General features: G+C 37.1%; 26 protein-coding genes. 5 read left to right on the top strand and 21 right to left on the bottom strand.

Annotated features, from left to right (window positions below; translation table 11 throughout):
* Positions 1-52 precede the first annotated feature (52 nt).
* The 12 genes from ACI6PS_RS02625 to ACI6PS_RS02570 all read right to left on the bottom strand — a co-directional run bounded on the left by ACI6PS_RS02625 (position 53) and on the right by ACI6PS_RS02570 (position 6,673).
* Complete coding sequence (locus tag ACI6PS_RS02625; RefSeq protein WP_421010996.1) at positions 53-367, bottom strand: hypothetical protein; 315 nt, start codon at positions 365-367, stop codon at positions 53-55.
* Between the two features lie 70 nt (positions 368-437).
* The gene (locus ACI6PS_RS02620) at positions 438-761 is read right to left on the bottom strand and encodes a hypothetical protein (protein WP_421010995.1); all 324 of its coding nucleotides are present in this window, start codon (positions 759-761) and stop codon (positions 438-440) included.
* Positions 762-1,245: 484 nt separating this feature from the next.
* Entirely contained in the window at positions 1,246-1,395 is a 150-nt protein-coding gene (locus ACI6PS_RS02615) for a hypothetical protein (protein ID WP_421010994.1), read from the bottom strand.
* Positions 1,396-1,510: 115 nt separating this feature from the next.
* Positions 1,511-1,903, bottom strand: coding sequence for a hypothetical protein (locus ACI6PS_RS02610; RefSeq protein ID WP_421010993.1), 393 nt, complete (start codon positions 1,901-1,903; stop codon positions 1,511-1,513).
* A complete protein-coding gene (locus ACI6PS_RS02605) occupies positions 1,893-2,078 on the bottom strand; it encodes a hypothetical protein (protein WP_421010992.1) in 186 nt (61 codons plus the stop codon). The genes ACI6PS_RS02610 and ACI6PS_RS02605 overlap by 11 nt, the downstream gene beginning before the upstream one ends.
* 2 nt (positions 2,079-2,080) lie before the next feature.
* Positions 2,081-2,392: a hypothetical protein gene (locus tag ACI6PS_RS02600; protein WP_421010991.1), complete on the bottom strand. Its 312-nt coding sequence runs from the start codon at positions 2,390-2,392 to the stop codon at positions 2,081-2,083.
* Between the two features lie 31 nt (positions 2,393-2,423).
* Positions 2,424-2,882, bottom strand: coding sequence for a hypothetical protein (locus ACI6PS_RS02595; RefSeq protein ID WP_421010990.1), 459 nt, complete (start codon positions 2,880-2,882; stop codon positions 2,424-2,426).
* A complete protein-coding gene (locus ACI6PS_RS02590) occupies positions 2,879-3,751 on the bottom strand; it encodes a hypothetical protein (protein ID WP_421010989.1) in 873 nt (290 codons plus the stop codon). Before ACI6PS_RS02590 ends, ACI6PS_RS02595 begins: the two co-directional genes overlap by 4 nt.
* Positions 3,742-4,068: a hypothetical protein gene (locus ACI6PS_RS02585; protein WP_421010988.1), complete on the bottom strand. Its 327-nt coding sequence runs from the start codon at positions 4,066-4,068 to the stop codon at positions 3,742-3,744. The genes ACI6PS_RS02590 and ACI6PS_RS02585 overlap by 10 nt, the downstream gene beginning before the upstream one ends.
* A 12-nt stretch (positions 4,069-4,080) precedes the next feature.
* Entirely contained in the window at positions 4,081-5,025 is a 945-nt protein-coding gene (locus tag ACI6PS_RS02580) for a DUF6712 family protein (RefSeq protein ID WP_421010987.1), read from the bottom strand.
* Positions 5,026-5,027: 2 nt separating this feature from the next.
* Positions 5,028-6,389, bottom strand: coding sequence for a hypothetical protein (locus ACI6PS_RS02575; protein ID WP_421010986.1), 1,362 nt, complete (start codon positions 6,387-6,389; stop codon positions 5,028-5,030).
* A complete protein-coding gene (locus ACI6PS_RS02570) occupies positions 6,386-6,673 on the bottom strand; it encodes a hypothetical protein (protein WP_421010985.1) in 288 nt (95 codons plus the stop codon). Before ACI6PS_RS02570 ends, ACI6PS_RS02575 begins: the two co-directional genes overlap by 4 nt.
* 447 nt (positions 6,674-7,120) lie before the next feature.
* Between ACI6PS_RS02570 and ACI6PS_RS02565 the strand changes: the two genes are divergently transcribed.
* The 5 genes from ACI6PS_RS02565 (at position 7,121) to ACI6PS_RS02545 (ending at position 8,983) form a co-directional block, all read left to right on the top strand.
* Positions 7,121-7,552, top strand: coding sequence for a hypothetical protein (locus ACI6PS_RS02565; RefSeq protein ID WP_421010984.1), 432 nt, complete (start codon positions 7,121-7,123; stop codon positions 7,550-7,552).
* A gap of 63 nt (positions 7,553-7,615) precedes the next feature.
* The gene (locus ACI6PS_RS02560; RefSeq protein WP_421010983.1) at positions 7,616-7,834 is read left to right on the top strand and encodes a hypothetical protein; all 219 of its coding nucleotides are present in this window, start codon (positions 7,616-7,618) and stop codon (positions 7,832-7,834) included.
* Positions 7,818-8,018, top strand: coding sequence for a SymE family type I addiction module toxin (locus ACI6PS_RS02555; protein ID WP_421010982.1), 201 nt, complete (start codon positions 7,818-7,820; stop codon positions 8,016-8,018). The genes ACI6PS_RS02560 and ACI6PS_RS02555 overlap by 17 nt, the downstream gene beginning before the upstream one ends.
* Positions 7,999-8,340: a hypothetical protein gene (locus ACI6PS_RS02550; protein WP_421010981.1), complete on the top strand. Its 342-nt coding sequence runs from the start codon at positions 7,999-8,001 to the stop codon at positions 8,338-8,340. Before ACI6PS_RS02555 ends, ACI6PS_RS02550 begins: the two co-directional genes overlap by 20 nt.
* Positions 8,333-8,983, top strand: a complete 651-nt coding sequence (locus ACI6PS_RS02545) for an N-6 DNA methylase (RefSeq protein ID WP_421010980.1) — start codon at positions 8,333-8,335, stop codon at positions 8,981-8,983. Before ACI6PS_RS02550 ends, ACI6PS_RS02545 begins: the two co-directional genes overlap by 8 nt.
* A 101-nt stretch (positions 8,984-9,084) precedes the next feature.
* Here the strand turns inward: ACI6PS_RS02545 and ACI6PS_RS02540 are convergent, their stop codons facing one another.
* The 9 genes from ACI6PS_RS02540 to ACI6PS_RS02500 all read right to left on the bottom strand — a co-directional run bounded on the left by ACI6PS_RS02540 (position 9,085) and on the right by ACI6PS_RS02500 (position 17,827).
* A complete protein-coding gene (locus tag ACI6PS_RS02540; protein ID WP_421010979.1) occupies positions 9,085-10,785 on the bottom strand; it encodes a hypothetical protein in 1,701 nt (566 codons plus the stop codon).
* Positions 10,751-11,392 carry a hypothetical protein gene (locus ACI6PS_RS02535; RefSeq protein WP_421010978.1) on the bottom strand — a complete coding sequence of 214 codons (642 nt, stop codon included), beginning with the start codon at positions 11,390-11,392 and terminating at the stop codon, positions 10,751-10,753. Before ACI6PS_RS02535 ends, ACI6PS_RS02540 begins: the two co-directional genes overlap by 35 nt.
* Positions 11,379-11,714 (bottom strand): hypothetical protein, encoded by a 336-nt coding sequence (locus ACI6PS_RS02530; protein ID WP_421010977.1) that lies wholly within the window; start codon positions 11,712-11,714, stop codon positions 11,379-11,381. Before ACI6PS_RS02530 ends, ACI6PS_RS02535 begins: the two co-directional genes overlap by 14 nt.
* Positions 11,686-11,994: a hypothetical protein gene (locus ACI6PS_RS02525; protein WP_421010976.1), complete on the bottom strand. Its 309-nt coding sequence runs from the start codon at positions 11,992-11,994 to the stop codon at positions 11,686-11,688. The genes ACI6PS_RS02530 and ACI6PS_RS02525 overlap by 29 nt, the downstream gene beginning before the upstream one ends.
* Entirely contained in the window at positions 11,991-12,587 is a 597-nt protein-coding gene (locus ACI6PS_RS02520) for a hypothetical protein (RefSeq protein WP_421010975.1), read from the bottom strand. The genes ACI6PS_RS02525 and ACI6PS_RS02520 overlap by 4 nt, the downstream gene beginning before the upstream one ends.
* Complete coding sequence (locus ACI6PS_RS02515) at positions 12,574-13,764, bottom strand: hypothetical protein (RefSeq protein ID WP_421010974.1); 1,191 nt, start codon at positions 13,762-13,764, stop codon at positions 12,574-12,576. Before ACI6PS_RS02515 ends, ACI6PS_RS02520 begins: the two co-directional genes overlap by 14 nt.
* A 109-nt stretch (positions 13,765-13,873) precedes the next feature.
* Entirely contained in the window at positions 13,874-14,725 is an 852-nt protein-coding gene (locus ACI6PS_RS02510) for a hypothetical protein (protein ID WP_421010973.1), read from the bottom strand.
* Between the two features lie 9 nt (positions 14,726-14,734).
* Complete coding sequence (locus ACI6PS_RS02505) at positions 14,735-16,882, bottom strand: hypothetical protein (protein ID WP_421010972.1); 2,148 nt, start codon at positions 16,880-16,882, stop codon at positions 14,735-14,737.
* A gap of 51 nt (positions 16,883-16,933) precedes the next feature.
* The gene (locus ACI6PS_RS02500; protein WP_421010971.1) at positions 16,934-17,827 is read right to left on the bottom strand and encodes a S49 family peptidase; all 894 of its coding nucleotides are present in this window, start codon (positions 17,825-17,827) and stop codon (positions 16,934-16,936) included.
* Positions 17,828-17,831 lie beyond the last annotated feature (4 nt).

The raw sequence follows: 17,831 nt of genomic DNA, 5'->3' as shown, positions 1-17,831 counted from the left end.
GGAATATCGCGTTTTTAAGACATGAAAAAAGCCACTATAAAGTGGCTTTTCTTTAAACTTCAATCCAGTTATCGGAGTCGAAATCTGAAACATAATAATAATCATTGTCGAGGAGCTCTACCATCTTGCCTTTTTTTTTCCATAATGAACCGGAATCGATAATTGCCTTTCCCGCCTTCATCTGATGGTGGTTTCTAAAAATACCCTCGCATTCGGTTGCCTCTATTAAATCCTTTATTTCAATTTCACCCTTAAGATAAGCATTAAACAAATCTCTCTCTGCACAAAGCAATTTTCCTGTAGATGGTATTAGAATCTTAAGAGGCGTCAAATCCTTGTAAACTGTAGAATTCCATAAAAGTTCCATGATTGAAAAAAAAGGTTTATCCTTTATTGTGGTAACTTCCCCATTGAGAAATGTTACCACCACCGTTACCTTATTCACGGGTAGCGCTGACTTCGATTTGATTGACCATCTGCATCTGGATATTGGTAATATCGAGAGGCGTGATGTCTTTGGTCGATTTCTTTAGCGCTTCCAGCATCAGGATAATGCTTTGCATGTCTTTACGGTCATCGAGATCATCCATGTACTCGGTACTGAGCAAAACATTAAAATAGAATATCAACCTTTTGAGGTTCCGGTTGATTTCTTTTGGTGAATACTCATAGAAGAATGATAGCAACTGGACAGCATTCTCCCAATTTTCTTGAGGCACAGCATTTTTGCCGTTACCTTTTTTCTTTTTTCCTTTTTGCATGTCGAAAAAAATGTTTGTATGCGGAAGCGGCCTTTAGGGTTGCAAAAATACTCGGAGAGTAGACTTACAGCCTTTCGGTTTAATCTGCGACCTCTTAGGTAAATACCTTGGACCGCTTCCTATCGTTAAAATTTTTTTCTGGATTGCTCCAGAGTATTTTTGCACGACAAACGTACAAATATAAAATGGAAGGGCAAAAAAAAAGATGTGCATTTGCACATCTCTTAACCCTAAAGCACTTGAAATTATTTTGCCAATAAAAATAACCACCCTATCAGTCCTGCAATTATAAAGTAGAAAAAGAAAAGTACATTCATCCGAATGCTCCTGGTGTTGTTTGCAATTTCCCGTAACAAACTTTCTTCGTTTGTCAAGGGTGAATCTTTTTCTTTTCTTTCAAAGTACTCTTTTTCCGAATCAGTTTTTCCATACATATCTTTATAGTATTTTTGGTTATAAGAAATAAATATAAAAAAAAAGAGGCTTACACCTCTCTTTTCTTTGCTAAATTTTCAACGACCAATAATGCCGATTGGAAATCTTTGCGGTTATCGATATCGTCCATGTGCTCTGTTTCTAACAAAATTCGGTACCAGAACCTAAACACTTTTTTTGCTCTCTTGAGAGCTCTCATTTCAGGAGTTTTTACTTTCATATTTGTTTTTGTTTTATCGGAATATGATTAAACACAATATGTAGTATAAATATTATGGTTTTAGTCAAAATACTTTTGAAAGCCTCGTATTTCTTTATGAATTGTTATCTATTTCAAGTGATTTCATATCCTCAATAACCGTTTCAGTAAAACCAAATGACAGCTCCCGTACAAGATTGTTCAAACTACCGTAAACTTTCCTATTATGGGTCATTGAACTCTTCTTTCTTATTTTACCTTCCTTCGTATTCCTAGTTCTCATGTCGGCAAACCTATGTTGCTTTTTATGCCGGTACTCAAGATTGTTGCCGGAACCGATTATGGTCATGCTCTTATCTTTCCAAAAGTCCGAGGAATAACCTCCCGCAGAAATTGTTTGATCAATGCGTTTGTTTAATTCAGCGCTTTCTCTCTCGAGAACAGATCTTATAAACCTCCCTTCAAGAACAGCTCGAGCAGTTTCATTTCTATTTTGCCTAAGATTCATTCTTAACTACCTTTATTGCACCAATTTTCATTAAAAAAACTATTTTCTCCCCAACAGATAAGCGCGGGCGGTTTCTATAATTATAGATTACCTGCGTGGTGATACCGGCTTTTTTCTCAATACCCTTAATTTGAATTTGTTCTTGGAACAAAATGTCGATTTCTTGTTCGTTCATTATCATAAAAAACAATAATAACCATAGTTGGCCGTTAAAAGATTTCCTCTGTTTTCTAAATCATAAACCACCTCATATCTGTGCAACAAAAATGGCTTTCCATGTACTGAATAAATTCGTTCTTTATGCTCAATATTATCAATTACAGAACAATTTTCTTTGACGAAGCTTTCGAGTTCGCTATTATCTTGAAATTCAAACCCTTTTCTTTTTAATCCTTCTATTGCTATTTCATCAAATGTTTTAGACATTTTTGAAATTAATGTTTCTGCAAACATTCTGTTTAACGATTCAATGGCATTTAGTGAGCTCATATTTTTTTTATATAAACAAAAATACGATAAATTAGTACAATCCGGTTTTAAGTGAGTAGTTTATTTCATATCCATCACATCCATTTAGGGACCAAACAGGATCGGCTTTTATTGTTGGTATTTGAAGAAACTTCATAATTCCGCAACTACCGCCAAAGCCTGGTTTATCTTCCAGCATCTGTTTTATTACATCCTTGGTGATTTTTTGCGCGAGCTTCATCTTTATCATAAAATGGTCGGTGCCCTCATTCCTGTCAATCTTATTAAGCACAAGCCAAAGCATGTGGTCAGAACTCATGGCGTTATCAGCATTTGTGCCATCTAATTGGTGTGAGGGGATGAAACCCACCAGAAAACAATCTCCGATAGAGAAATCAGCCAAGCATTTTGAAAGCTGCGTATCGTCAATTACAATTAACGTGCTGGTTATTTCCGGTATTTTAGATTTCAATTCTTCGGCATACGCCTCTACTTTTGCTATATCTATCATTTTGTATTTTCATTTGCCTTCTGATCGGCGTTACGTTTGACAATATCATATAATCTTAGAAGCACATCCCACATTGATGCTTTTCGGGTTTCTTCTAAATTTCCAAATATTCCACTTTCAGCCATCGAAAATAAAACAGACCTCATTCCTAAGCCAGGTAATTTACTTTCCTTCTGTTTCTGTCCATCATTTGAAAAAAGGACCGATAAATCAATTTCCTTTCCTTCGATATAAAGGATAGCGGTAGCTAAGTATTTTTGAAAAGAAGCAAACCAAAGGTAGCAACCGTAAATTATTCCTTTGTCCTGGAATCGTATAGCCCTCATTCTTCTTTCTACTTTTTTAGGATCGTAATCCTGCCTGATGTCAAAGTCCTTTTTAAAAAGAACCCTTTTTCTATAAAGAATCGCAAGCAATCTTAATAGATAATCGGTTTCTCCAGTATCATTAAAATCATTAAAAGCCTCCAAAGCATCAAAATATTCACCAAACGAAACATTATTGAATTCGTCTGCAGGACCGTAATAATAACGAAGACATCCTCGAAATTTAGGTATGGGATTATGGATGTAATGCTGTTTTATCTTTTTTTCTTTTGTTCTGGTATCTTCTTCGAAGAAAGTATCGATGAGCTGTGAATATTGGTTTATATTGGAAAATTTTTCTAAATCATACTTACCTATATTCACTGCTTTCATTTCAAGAAGTCTGTAAAAAGCCGTTATTCGAAAGTCCTTATAGCTAAGCCCCTCAAATTGATACTGAAATATCAAGGAAGACATTTCAATGTATTGAGTGGTGTCACATTCCGACAGTTCTGCCGGAATATACTTTCGGATCCCTTTTTCTGCAAATTCTATTATATGCATACCAATCTTAGGTCTTCGGTTAATGTCATATCAAGTTTATCCATTCGGAACTTAAACTTAATATGGATTTTATTCCTTAAATCTGCATTATTATATCCTGATTTTGGTATAAATTTCGAATCTGAATCGTAGCCTAGCCTTTCCAGCATGTACTTATCGATTTCTTCCTTAAGCTTTTTTTGATCATTCTTTTTCTTATCGACTAAAGGTGCCAATTTTTCAATAGCGTCATCGTAAACCTCCTGACGCTTTTTAAACTCTTTTCGTCTGAAGAATCTTAATATCCAATTTTTGAATAGCTTGAACGGGTTTTTCATTGTAGTTTGGTTTTAGCAGGAGACGAAATTATCTCCAGGATTAAAGTTTGGTTTTATTGGTTTAATATCAACTGCCGGCACTATTTCCGCCTTAAGATGATTCTCTATTTTTAAGTAAGCCTTAGCTGCATCCTCTTCGAATCTTTGCGCCAAAGCTTCCGCTGTATTTTTAATCGCTGCAGTTCTTGCAGCTGTGGTTAATCTCGATGCATCAGATACCTGAAGAACCCCTTCAGGGAACAGCTGGGCACTCATACGAGGAATCGCCCAGGACAATGACTCATAAACCAAAGCTTCGCGAATAAATGAAAGCAGCTGCTGATCCAACCCAGTTGCATTTTCTTTTAACCCTTCCTTCAACGTTAAAAATGCTTCTTTACCTATTCTTGGGAGGATTTCTTCTGTTTCGGCTTTCTTAATTCCCGGAGCCAATTTGATAAATAGAAGCCTGGAAGAATCAATAATAAATGATTCTTCAAATTCAGCCACCGTACGGATGAATAAGTTGTGAGTAAGTTTGTAAGCATCGGAACTTTTCCAACCGCTTACCTTTTTATCCATGAAATTGATTAATGCATCAATTGATCGATAGTATTTTCGCTCCAAATCACGATCCGACCGGTCTATCTGCCATTCAAAAGCAATCTTTTGATGCTCTTCTATCCGATTATTCCTTCCGTTGGGTGTATGGCCTAAATCACCTCCTTTGGCCGAATTACGATAAGCATCTAAAGCTATAGTGTATTGAACGCGTTCAAGAAAAAACTTGTCGTCTTCACTGGATGAATCAGATTCAAAAATACCTACCAGACTATCATAAATTGGGTCACCAATAATCTTGACAAGATCTTCAGTCGCAGTAATTAAATTTTGCTTCAACGCCTTGAAAGGATAATCGCCATCGAGAAATCCTAAAATGTCCCTAAACTTTGTCGTTTCATTAAATAATAATTTCATAACTATTGCTCTTTTAGACGATTAGACGGTGATATATCTGATTCTTTTTGCGTAGTGGTTTGGTGGAATCCAATCTTTAATTTTTTATTAGGAAAATTAACTTTCAAGGCATAGTTGATTGCTTTACAGATTATGTACTCTGGAATTTCAGTTCCTGAATTGACAAAATTCTGATAGGCATACAATTGTTCAGATCCGGAATCGCTTTTCCCTGAATCTCCAACATTGCCAATTGATCCATGAACTCCAAAATTAGTACTCAAGGCTCTGTCAGCTCTTTGAGAAATCAATATTTGAGAAGACACGAAGTCTTTTATCTTCTGGTCAATTACAGTAATTTTCCAGCCGTGTTCCAAAATATTATTGCCTTGGACTTCAAGAATCTTACGCGTATGCCATACTTTTCCAGTATTCTCTTCCGAGGCAAGTACTTTAAGTAAATCACGCATGAATGCAGTACGATAATCTACAAGCATTTGCTCTTCATAAGTTTCGCCCTTTGCCTTGCAATTGTTTTTTATTCTTTCCTCTTCTTGATCCCAGAACTCTTGCGGGCTTTCGACATGGTACTTGATGTTGATGGCATTCTTTGATAACGCCTTAAAGATTATCGGGATGGCTGTAGATCTCTTAAGCCATTCGAGCGAGCCGAATATTGGAGGTGTGGTGTAATGCTTATTTCCAAAAGAATATTGATTCGAGTAATATGCTGACGTAGGATGTTTGAATGGATCTAGTAAATCAAAAATTGGATAAACCTTCATATTCGTGATCGAATGCAGTTCCTGAAGGCTGAAGTCAGTTACAATGATGTGAGTAGGTACTTTATCTACAGCATCAGTACGCCTGGCCAATCGAGCCTCTTTCATCTCTATATGCTCAAGCTTTACAATCTTTCCGTCACCCCCTACGCGTGGTGCTCTATTCCTATGGAACTTTGTGAAATGCCCTTTCATATAGTCGTAATCCACACAACACTTCATTAGGTAATCCTCGTAGAACCATGAGTCTAACCACTTCTGTACCTCTGTATCTTCAACCAAAGTTTTAATTGGTTGATTGTCCTTAATCTCTTGTCTGTATAAGAATGGTCCTTGACCATAAACCATCATCATCTTCTTTTCCAACATACCAGGTGCAGTTGGATTCTCCTGTACTGTCTTCTGGATGATATCTGGCAAATTGTCGTTGCTACCATATGTCATTATAGTCCACTCACCGATATGATAGGTAGTGTCCTCGTAATCCTGTTCCTCACGCTTTTCTTTGAAAGTATCGAACTCCCTTGGGTTAGACGATATCTGATAAGTTAAAGCACAATATTCATCAGATACTATTCCTTCTCTTACATCTAGCTCTCTCATGGTATAACTTGGAATTCATTGAAGGTCATCAAAAGCGCAACATTGAATTGTCTATTCGATTCCTTGTTATCAAAATTAGTATAGGCAATCAGTCTCTCACTGTAAACTGATTGATCACTTCTATAACCTGGACGAAGCAGTCCTTGGCTTACTTGCTTGTATCCATCAGATGATTGATTCTCTTCTGAGTAGCTAATAAACGTGAAAGAGAAGGGAACATTGATTTCTGTTAACTGTCGCATTCTTTTTAATGCGTCCCTTAGCTTGATGGTGGGTCTTGACATGTTTACTTTTTTAATTGCACGTACAAGATTACACAACAACAACTATTGGTTTAAGACATGAGAAGTATTCAGCTATATCAAGGTATACCAACCGTTGGTTGGTTGTGCTAGATGGTTGAAAACACTGTCGCTCACGTCCAAATTCTGTCATATATCCCTTTTTTATCGCCCTTTGCACGTGCAACAACGCGGTTGAGCGTGGCGGGATTCGGTGACACACCAAAAATCAATAAAAAAAACCTTTTAAGGTTTGTTTATTGATTTTGAGCGCTTTACCTTTTTATATATTTTTTTAAAGCCTTGAAACCTCCCTTTTAGAAAGTATCTTCTACCTATTTAAAATGGTTCTTAATTACTAAAATTAATGAAAATCGTTAGTAAAAAAGTCGTCATTTTGTTTACTTTTTTGTATCTTTAAGTATTGATAATCACTTAAATAAGTACAAAATGAACACAAAAAACACAATCCAAAAAGAGGAGAAAACACAAAAAAATGAAAGCTTGCACATAGTGGCAAAAGAGCAAAAACCTACCGAAGTTGTACAGAAATCTCCCGAAGTTAAAAAAGAGGAAGTTTTTAAAATGATTGAGGGATTTAAACCCGAACCGCTAACAGCTGAGGAACGCATTCAAAGGATTCCACTGTTTGAAGAACTTTCAAAAAGATTTAAGCACCTTAAAGAGAAATCGAACGATTTAAAACTCTTCAAGGCAGGAAACGACAAGACAAATGCAAAAATCACTTTTCAAAATTCCCAGGGTTTCAATTTTGAGATTAAAAACTCCCACGTAATTGAAAGATTGACAAAGGAAGCACAGGAAGAACTTGACATTTTATTAGCTGAAGCCAATGCAGAAATTTTGGCTTTTGAAATGTAATCAAACAAAAAGCCCTATCTGGTCGAGGGATAGGGCTTAATCACTTAAATAAACGCCACGCAAATGACACTTACTTACAGCAAAGGTAACGCTTATAAATTGAGCGACCAAGTTAAAACATTACTACACGAAAAAGGACTTTCCGCAGTCTTCAATTATGAAGATTTTAAATACTTCAAAGGGAAAGCAAAAACGGCATTCAATAAGGCTCAAGCCATAACAGAGCTATTTATTGAGGAAAACATTAACGTAAATTCTGATTTTGATGAGTACGTTTTTTAGCTCCCGAAAATTGACCGTATCTGCCTTTTTAGCAAAGGCACAATTTAAAAGAAGCCTAAAACCAAAACTTACTATTTCGGGGGATTGGATGCAAAAGGCAGGTTTCGGAATCGGCGAAAAGGTAAAAATTGAAGTATTTGAAAATAAACTAATAATTACAAAAAATGAGCAGCGAAGCATATAGAGAAAAAAGAAAGGTTTTAAGAGGATTATCCGAAGCGGCGAGAGAACTGCAGGAAAGTGAACATTCCGAAATGACAATAAACGAAATACTAATCGAGTATTTCTACACCACAAAAGAGCATCAAATATTTGAAACGCTTTTCAATTGGAATCGCAAAGGCTACAAAGTTAAAAAGGGTGAAACCGCATTTGTGATTTGGGGAAGCAAAAAACAAGCTGCAAAAGCAGATGAAAAAAAGGAGGATATCGAAGAAAATGAAAATGACTTCTACCCGCTTTGCTATCTATTTTCTAACGCTCAAGTAATAAAAAAAGATGCTTAAAACGAGAGATGTTCCACAGGCGTTGAAAGAGTTCAACGCCTTATTTTATGCTTTGGATAAGCACCATTTAAGCACTGTCTTTGATGATTTGCTCACAATGATCATTTGCGCAATGGGCAGAGGAACTGCAGAAAGCCTATATTTTGAAACCATCAAACGATATGACCGCAAGGAACTTGATATTTTTTGCAGATTGTTTGCCGAGCTCGTGAGCATATACCGCCAAGGAACAAAAGAAAACGGCATTTGCGACCCTTTAGGCGATTACTACGAATGTTTAGCCAGCAACTACAAAAAATCGAATTTTGGGCAATTTTTCACTCCTTTTCCAATCTGCAAACTTATTGCAGGACTGACCAACACCGAAAAAGATTTTGGTTTAAAGATAAATGAACCTTGCAGCGGTAGCGGCCGTATGGTTTTGGCGATGAATCAAATTGCAAAGGGCAATTATTATATTTGTGAAGATTTGGACCCGATTTGCTGCAAGATGACCGCAATTAATTTATGCTTTCACGAAATTAAAGCCGAAATACATTGCCGAGATACTTTAAAGCAGACAGAACCACGCTTTTCGATGGCTACAAATTACGAATTTTGGAAGAACAACATCAATACCATTTTTTATTATCCAAGCGCTTAAAACGTCTTATTTAAAGGCGTTTTTCGTTTTAAAAAAAAATCCGCCCAGCTGGGCGGATTTGGAGTTTCTTTTTCTTTTTGTGGATTTATTTTATAAATCTTCTAGATTCCTTCAGGAGCTGTCGAAGAAGTACGCTTTTTACGTTTAGATGAGATTTTTACCCATCCTGGTCTGAAGAAAAAGTATTTTCCTGCATCGCTCATATTGGTCGAAAACATAGGAAGACGAGCTTTAGGAATCTTCTCGGAAGTTTTATCCTTATGGATCTTCTTATTTCCATCCTTGTCTGTTTTTACTAATGTTTTTGCTACTCCCATCGAGCTTTTCAATTCCCGGCATCCAAACTGACATATCTTTACATTTGGAAGTTCCGGATTATCTCCAGCCAATAAATTTTTCATAAGATTGTATTCTTCTTCCTGGTAAATATTCTGCTGACCCTTGCTTTTAAGATTCACGGTCCAACCAGTAGATACTCCTTCATAGTATTCAATATGGCTTTGCAATTCCGTAGCCCAATCTTTTCTAATTTCTGCATAATTATTTCCAGACCGGTCAAAATACATCTCTAGCGTTTTGGTTGGATGATGCTCATAAAAGTCTAAAAATTGCTTCGCCAATTCCTTTGTGCTTTCCGGAGGGAGAGTGTAGAAATTTTTAAACAAGTAAACCGAATCACCTTGATCCTGTCCTGTGACCATAGAACACATGTTTCCAAAATCGACTCCACACTCTATTGCCCTAAAATTGTCAATATACCTTTGAGCCAGGGAACTTTCCTTTACTGCCTCCCCAATTGCATATCGCTTGTAGAATTCTGTATTAATTCCATTTTCATAAAAATGGTGATCACCCAGATTGATATAAAACTTGTCTCCTTTTTTAAGCGTAGGCTGGAAAGAACCTATTGCCGTCTTGAATTCTTCAGGACCAAGAGCCATATAAGAATCTGCAAAATAATCTTCGGTAAGAAAATCAACATTTACATAGGAAGATACAATCTTGAAAAAAGTACTGTTTTTTCTGGCCTTTTCCCATCGTTTTTCCCAACGCTCAATCTGTTTCTGAAGATTCCTAACCTTTTTCGTATCTCCAGCTTTCTGCTCATTCATCATTTCGATCCTGAGCTCATTCAAAACAAATCCTGCTCTTAAAGCCAATCTGATTTGCTCAAGATCCATGTCCTTTTCTCGGTCTAGAATCCAATCGTATTCACCATCGGCAATATTTGGCATATCCGTAGTGAAAGTCATTCCTCGATAGAATACTGATTTTGCAAACTTCTTGTAACCCCTTAAAGCCGGTGTCAATTTTTTTACTTTGTCAAAATCCAGGTACTTTGTTTCATCCCCAAAAATATGCTGATAGGAGTTACCAGCAGAACCCGAAGGCTGATCCATTGATATCAGATTGACAAAACAGCCATTGAATACCGATATCGTATGCTTATAACTCTGAGGTGGCTTATAAGGTTTTGCAAAATGCGAAGGCGGAGCTTTGTCTACTACATAGTGAATTCCTTCAATCCATCCTTTTCGTTCCAATCCCTCTATGAGTGCCGGCACAATGTTTTTTAAGGCATTTACATAGGTATCTGAAACAAAAGCAAGATAGGCACCTGGCATATCATGACAGACATCAATAAATCTTTCCGCAATGATATCGGAAGTCTTAGAAGTTGCACGCCCGGCAACTAGCCAGAGAAATTTTGGAGCAATGAGGTCAATTGCCATCTTTATCCAGGTGGCAAATCTTTTTTCAATACGTTTATCGTTCTTGTCTACGCTTGTTTTCCGACTCATCAGGAAGAAGTGTTATTTGGGTGATTGCTGCGTCTTGTTTCAGGATTTCCTTTTCGATTACGGAAAGATCCTCGAGCTCGTCGATTTGTTTAGCCAATGAAATTCTATTGATTTTTGTTTCTCCCAAAAATTCAGGATCCATTGCATAAACCTTGATAGGCTTTTCGAACAATTCTTTTGGAAACACTGGTGGTTCTGGAACATCTAGCTGACGCATCGCACCGGCCCTTTGCGTCATTCTTGTAATTTTATCCAGGTCTGCAACATCCTTGGCCATCAAAGTCGCAGCTGTGGCCAGATTATCAATTTTACTTGCATAGATATTTCTCCATGCATTTTTGGATATTTTTGAATCACGATAAAAATACTCTAGCGCTTCATCGTAAATCAATGATGCCTTGTATCTGGTAAGATCCTCCGTAAGAATTAAATGTTTGATAATACTTTCACGGGTTCCAAAATCTAAAATTCGGAGGTGCATGCCATGAATCTTATCCAAAAGTTCAAGATAACGGACAACATCTTCCGGAGCATCCTTAACATTTCCGGTCTGCATAAATTCATAGATATCCTGGATATCTATTTCGTCAATATTAATCTTCGCCATATAATATTCTACGTTTTATCGACTCAACATCATTTTTCTCTCGAGCTTGATTAAAAATCATAACTGCAGTAAGATTACCGGTCTTGGCATTCTGAAGCACTTTTTCATTCACCAAAAAATCAGACTCTAACTTTCCTTTGTTTATATGGAATTGGATGATACTGTTAGAGACTGACATAGCCCTTAGAAATCTAACTGGGTCCTGGTCTAAAAAAGTGGCCATCTGCAGAGGAGTATAATTCAATCCAGCCAAATGCTCGATCGATTCCAATTCTTCTTGAGAAAAGCCAATATTATCTATTAGAGCTAAGTTTCTTTCCATTTCTAACCATAAAATAAATTCCTAGAATAAAAATGAAATCAGAAGCAAATATCAAAGTATCTCTATCCAAACTCACCGGAGCATAACCAAGAAATATCTTGATTATTTGAGAAAGCAGCAGTAATGTAAGGGCAAATTTCAATTTGCTAGATTTTATGAGAATACCAACAGTAAACAGACACAAGGCCATTATTAAAATAATTGAAAATGCAGACAAGAATATTGAGACAGCAATTCCCAACATAAAAAAAGCAACAATAATCCCTATAAAATTCTTCATTTGTTTCTAAGTTTTGAATGAGTAAATAATTCTTTTCTAAATTCGTAAGCATGTTTTGAATTGATAAACAGATATTGTTCAATCAAGGCGTTTTCCGACCAGTTTCCAGAGCCTTCGACAACATAATGTGCAAATTCAGTTTTCATCAGACAGACCTTGCTGTGGTTCCAACTGAAGAGGATATTTATGTTTGGCCGAGTGCTCGCAAGTGAGCTGATCAAATCTATCGTCGTCGGATTTCGCTTTATCATGCTGTCACTAATCATCAATGTAATCTGCTCTACAATTCCCTGATCATGAAGCGTAACCAGTGCTTCAATAACTCTTATATTTATTGAATAGGTAGAAGCATATAATTCTTTTATTCCTTGGTGTTTAGCTATCAGAGGTATGAACGTAAAAGCGTTAAACGACGATTCTGTCTGTAAAAAGAAAATCTCCTCTTCTGTTGGCAATCTCACTAAATCCTCTGGGAGCGATTTTATCTTCTGATAGTGCATCGAAAGATATTTTGAGATGAACAACTCCGAGGAGTTTTCTTCAGTATCGGCTGATTCCTCAACCGGCACTTGAAAATATTTATTTCGGAGCAACGTTGCCAAGTTTCACATTCACCAAGGCGAGCTCATATTCCCAATCCAAAACCTTATCTGCAAATTTGGTTTTATCCGCATCTGTCTTAGCTTTTTCTCCATTTGCCCTATCTCTTCGGATATAGTTTTCAAGATTACCTGCTCTTTTAGCCAATTCACCAGCAGTCATAAGATTAACTGATTCTTGCACCTTTCTTTGCTTGAAAATTGGATGCGCTCCAAGAACCTTGTTATTTTCCTTGTAGTAAACAAATTCATCCCGGATCAATTGGTCCATTTCAAAATTCACAACTGCCTTTTTAGCCAGGGCGAAAATTTCTTCATTGCTCAATACTTTGTCCTGGATTTGATTCCCTTGTGGATCCACTAAATGAGAAAGTGATTTGTGCGTTTCTGCAAAAGCATGATAGTGGGAAAATTTATCCGTAACCAATTGCTTAAGTTCTGGAGCCAAATTAGGATCATTGATAAACGGAAACTCATCCCTGAATCTGATTTCATTTTTCACTTCGTCCGAAGCAGTCTCGAAAGCCTGAAATACTTTTTCGGATGCAATTTCAATTTCTTGTGATAAATCTATTGAATCTGTCACAACAGTATTCAAATTTTCATCTACTGGATTTGGCCCGATTGAAGCCCTAAGATTAATTATCTCCTGCGCCATACCTTCTGGATAATCCAAAACAGCTAATTCTTCCTTGAACGAATTTTCAAATTCTTCCGGAGTAGGTTTTCCAACTTTTTCAATAAAATCAAAAAACAACTTTCCAGTATGAGTGATGTATTCCTTGATGGTATCACTTTTAGCTTCTTCAGGCGCATAATCAAATTCAGTCATAAACTTGAAAAATACCAGGATAGAATTGCGGACAGCAACATCTAGTTCCGAAAATGCTTCACGTAAAGAATTTACTGAGTTGATTACTTTTGCAGTTGCTCCTTCTGAATGCTTTTCTTTTCTGATATCTCGATCGGAAATTGAATGAAGTTTCTTGAGCTCGTAAATCAATGAATTCAAAGTTGTCGGGGTATTGCCTGATTTATTGAAATGGTTCAATAGATTGGGATTATTGTTGGCTGATTTATTGTATAAATCAAAAGCAACATTAAACTGTTCCTGTGAGGAAGATGGAAGATTGGCTAAAAACGCCAAAACTTGTTCTTTTTTAGTTTTCATAAATATCTTTTAAAAGTTACCCAAAGATTGCACGTGCAAAATTTTAATTTAAGACATGAAAAAAAGGCCTGCTTTCGCAGACCTTTCTCACCAAACTAAACAAAACAAACTACGATCTAGAAACTTCAATTAAATGATATGGATTTGGCGCTCCAGGTGTATGCAGGATTCTAAAATTAATCACCGCATCTTTTAAGGCAATCCAAGGCGCACCGCCCTTAAGAAGTATCTGAGCCCCAGTTACAGCTTCAATACTCTCAATAGACGCTGGTTCAGTTCCTCCATTTCCTCTAACAGTAATCACTTTGTTGTACAGCTCATCAGAACCGGCACTTACAGTGATTGTTATTGGAGTATCCGCTACTGCCGATTCCGGCAATTGATAAATAGCTCCAGAAGCATTCAAAACCGGAACTGCAAAATTCGCCACGTCTGTAACCAGTGCGGTAGGCACGACACCATCATAAACTTTCGCAACCAATTTATCCCTTCTTCTTTGAGAGAATGTTATTAAATGGTTTAATCCATCCTTATCGTCTTTGAATTCGGCACCAGTAACGTATAAAGGATTACATTTTGTACCTAAAATTTTATGCCTTAAACCATCACAATCTATAGGATAAAGAATAATGAAAGGTTCTCCCAATGAATTTTGAAGCCATTCATTAACATCTATTTCATCACCAGGATGCGAAGCCTCCATCTTTTTCAAGAAGCCTTCAGCATCTGGATCACCCTCAAGCGCATGAGAAGGCTTGATTGTATCATCCGTTGCATAGAAGTCAACAGGAGCCATACCAGGCTTTAGGATAATATTTCCCTCAGTCTTTACTCCATTTTCATCTGAAGCAGGAAAAACAAGTAAATCATCAACATAGATTACTTTCAATATTGGACTTTTCCCTCTCGGGGCCCCAGCGCCAGGACCTGGCTTTGGGACTGATTTTCTTAAATTTGACATATTCTTATATTATGAAGTTACACTTATAGTTTTTCTCCAAATCCCATCTACTTTCACAAGCTCGATGTAATGCGCTGATGTTCCCAGAACCACGCTTGTTCCTACAACAATTTGATCTGCAACGTTAGCTACAGTGAAATCGACACCTGAAGCATCGGTTCCATAAATTCTGATAACCTTCCCTTCTGAACCACCGGAAATTGAATCAAGCGTTTCGCTTGCGCCACCCGTATATCTGAATAGATTTCCTAAAGAAGCATTGATATCATCTGAGGAAAAATCAATATCACTAGTTGTAGCACCTGCAGGCAAACCTTTTCTTGATAGTTCCAGCAATGTGAAATCAGCTTTAACATAGAAAGTAATGGTTCCTCCGTCTTTCAAGTCAAAAGCACCGCCAGTCAATGTGATTTTTGAACCAGAAGAAATATTTTTAGAAGCTATCATTCCCACATTTCCTCTAACCTTGATAGTTTGACCAGCTTTCAGATTCGTAAATTCAGTGATATTGGTAGCCCATTCTTCATCAACTTGGATGTTTTTGTAATCGACGCTCACTTTGCCTGTTGTATTGTCAAAAACCGGAATAAACTTATCCTCCAAGAAAATTGGCTGATCATTGGACCAAACTGATTGCACTTTGAATTCTTCAGGATCGTTTGGATTTACCTCACGTCCAATGTGAATGATTCTCACGCCCAATTTATAATCTGCCAACATATAGATCATTCTTAAAAGAGTCTGGAATCTGAAAGCGGCTTTTTCGGATGGAATGTTTTCCAAAATTTCAATGTTGTCATCAAAAGTTGCGAAGAAGAAAGATGGATTTTCTTGATCCACAAAAGTTTCAACCCTCACATTTGGATAATTTTCAAAATGATCTGGCAATCCCTTATAATCCATATTGGTGCCATTCAATTGCTTATATTTAGCTTTGTACCAGTCCCAAACTTTATAATGCAGGTAAACCACCAAATTTGGAGATTTGACTACATCTTGAGGCAACCTTTTCAATACACCCAAATTAGCTTCATCATCAGAATGAAAATAGTCATACACATTTGTTGGAGAAATCTCACCCATTTCAAAGGCACGGAATTTTTTATTTACATCCCTTGCTTTCCATAATTGATAAAATACCCCATTTTGTCTATTGATGTATCTACCCGCCTTTTTTGCTCCTTTTGGTGTTTGGACAAAAATTCCATTCAAAGTTGAAATTCTATCCTCGATACGAGCTCTCTTCATTAATTCTCCCACCAAGAATTTCACGAATGACATTTTCTCTGGTTGAGAACCTTCCTTATTTAAATAGTTTAACCAAGACGCTTCAATTTCCTGTAATTGAGCACCATTCCATTCGGCGTCAATTTGTACTGGATAAATTTTTCCTTCTTCAGCTTCAATTTCTTGAATGTTTTTAGGCAACCATCCAAACTTTCTGCCTTGTGTAATTTCAGCCGTCAAGATGGTTCCGGAAGCAACCTTATCATCAACATTTAGACGCTTTGGCCAAAAATCGGGTAAATTAAAATTATCCCTGTGCAAGGATTTCAATTCAGTAGGATTTTCACGGAAATACAACGTCGCATCACCATTAAGTCTATTGACCGTTACTGGGTCAGTGTAGTCAACTGAAGAGACAGAAAGACCTTTCGCCGCGGCAGCATTCCAACCTCTATCATTATCAATTGCATCATACTCTTTTTTAGACCCAAAAAGATGTGTTGCCGTATGTTTCCATTTTGCTCCCATAGCTGTCTTCTTTAAAATTTCTTCTGGTGTATCATCTTCAGCACTTTCGAGTAATTGTTGAATTTTTGCTTTCTGAGCTACCATTTTGGATTCAATTGCCTGTAATACTGCTAAAGTATCTTCCTTTCCTTCTTTCTTGGCGTCGGCCAAAATCTGATCCAGTTCTTCCGCTGAAATATCCGTCTCAGCCAAAAGGGCTTCAATAGAAGCTTTAATTTCTCCAGCAGTAGTTTCTTCGGCCAGATCCTTATTAAAAGCTTCGATAAGCTTTGTAGCCGTCGCCTCTGTTAAGTGGTCCTTTAACTTGGTCGACTGTGCGTCGTCCAAGCTAACCTTGCCATCTGCAATGGGCATTTCGGACAACCCTAAAAAGGTCATCACCATTGCAGCAGCTTGTTGCATTTTTGCACTTTTAAATTTCATAATGAATTAAAAATTAAGTTAGTATATAGATTAAATTAAACTCTTTATTTTATATTGGTCTGCAAATTGACGGGCTTTTTCCATAGCCAAATCGACACCTCCTATTGCATCGATCATTCCAAGACCCAAAGCCTTATCAGCATAAAAAGTCTTACCAGTAAGCACCCCAATCTCTTCTTTCAAATTTGGTCTACCCGCCCTTACACCTGCTTGAAATTTCAAGGCCATTGGAGATAATTGTTCCGTCTTGATCAATTCATATTTTCCTTGGCGAGCTAATTTGTATACATCATTTTTATGCTCGCTTTCGTCAGGATATATCTCGTGAAATTTTATACCCAGCTTTTCCAACGCTTCTTGGTTATCCCTGAAAGAACAAACAACGCCAACAGAACCAAATCGGGCTGAAACATCATTTGCTGCGATTATATAATCACACACGGAAACAGCAGTCCAATAGTGAAGTGATAAAGCATCTTCAACTAACCCGATGATTGGTTTTCTTTTTCTATTCTTTGCAAAATCCTGAAAAGGACCGATTGCTTTGACAGTCCCTCCTGGTCCATCAATCTTAAAAATCGTAGCATCCACATTGCTTAATGACTGGGCCGCATCTAATTGTTCTACCACTTCATCTGCACCTGTAATACACCAATCACCATATCTGGCGATTTCTCCAATCATCTTAACTTGAGCTATACTATTTTCAGGTACTTGCAAAGGTTGACCGGATGTAGACCTTAGCGGATTGCCCCTATCGTCTAGGATTTGAAGTGCCGTAGGTTCTGGTTGATATTTCGAATCGAACTGCATTTTTTTACCATTGTACAAACCTTCGATGATTGGATAATAATTCTCAATTGAATTATGATCCAATAGCCAGTGGCCTCTAAAAATTTCCGATAAAAATGGATTAACCTTCATGGTG

This window comes from Flavobacterium sp. PLA-1-15 (genome assembly GCF_049060005.1).
Taxonomy (GTDB): Bacteria; Bacteroidota; Bacteroidia; order Flavobacteriales; family Flavobacteriaceae; genus Flavobacterium.
The sequence above is the reverse complement of the archived record's forward strand: the minus strand, read 5'-3'. Positions and strand labels throughout refer to the sequence as shown.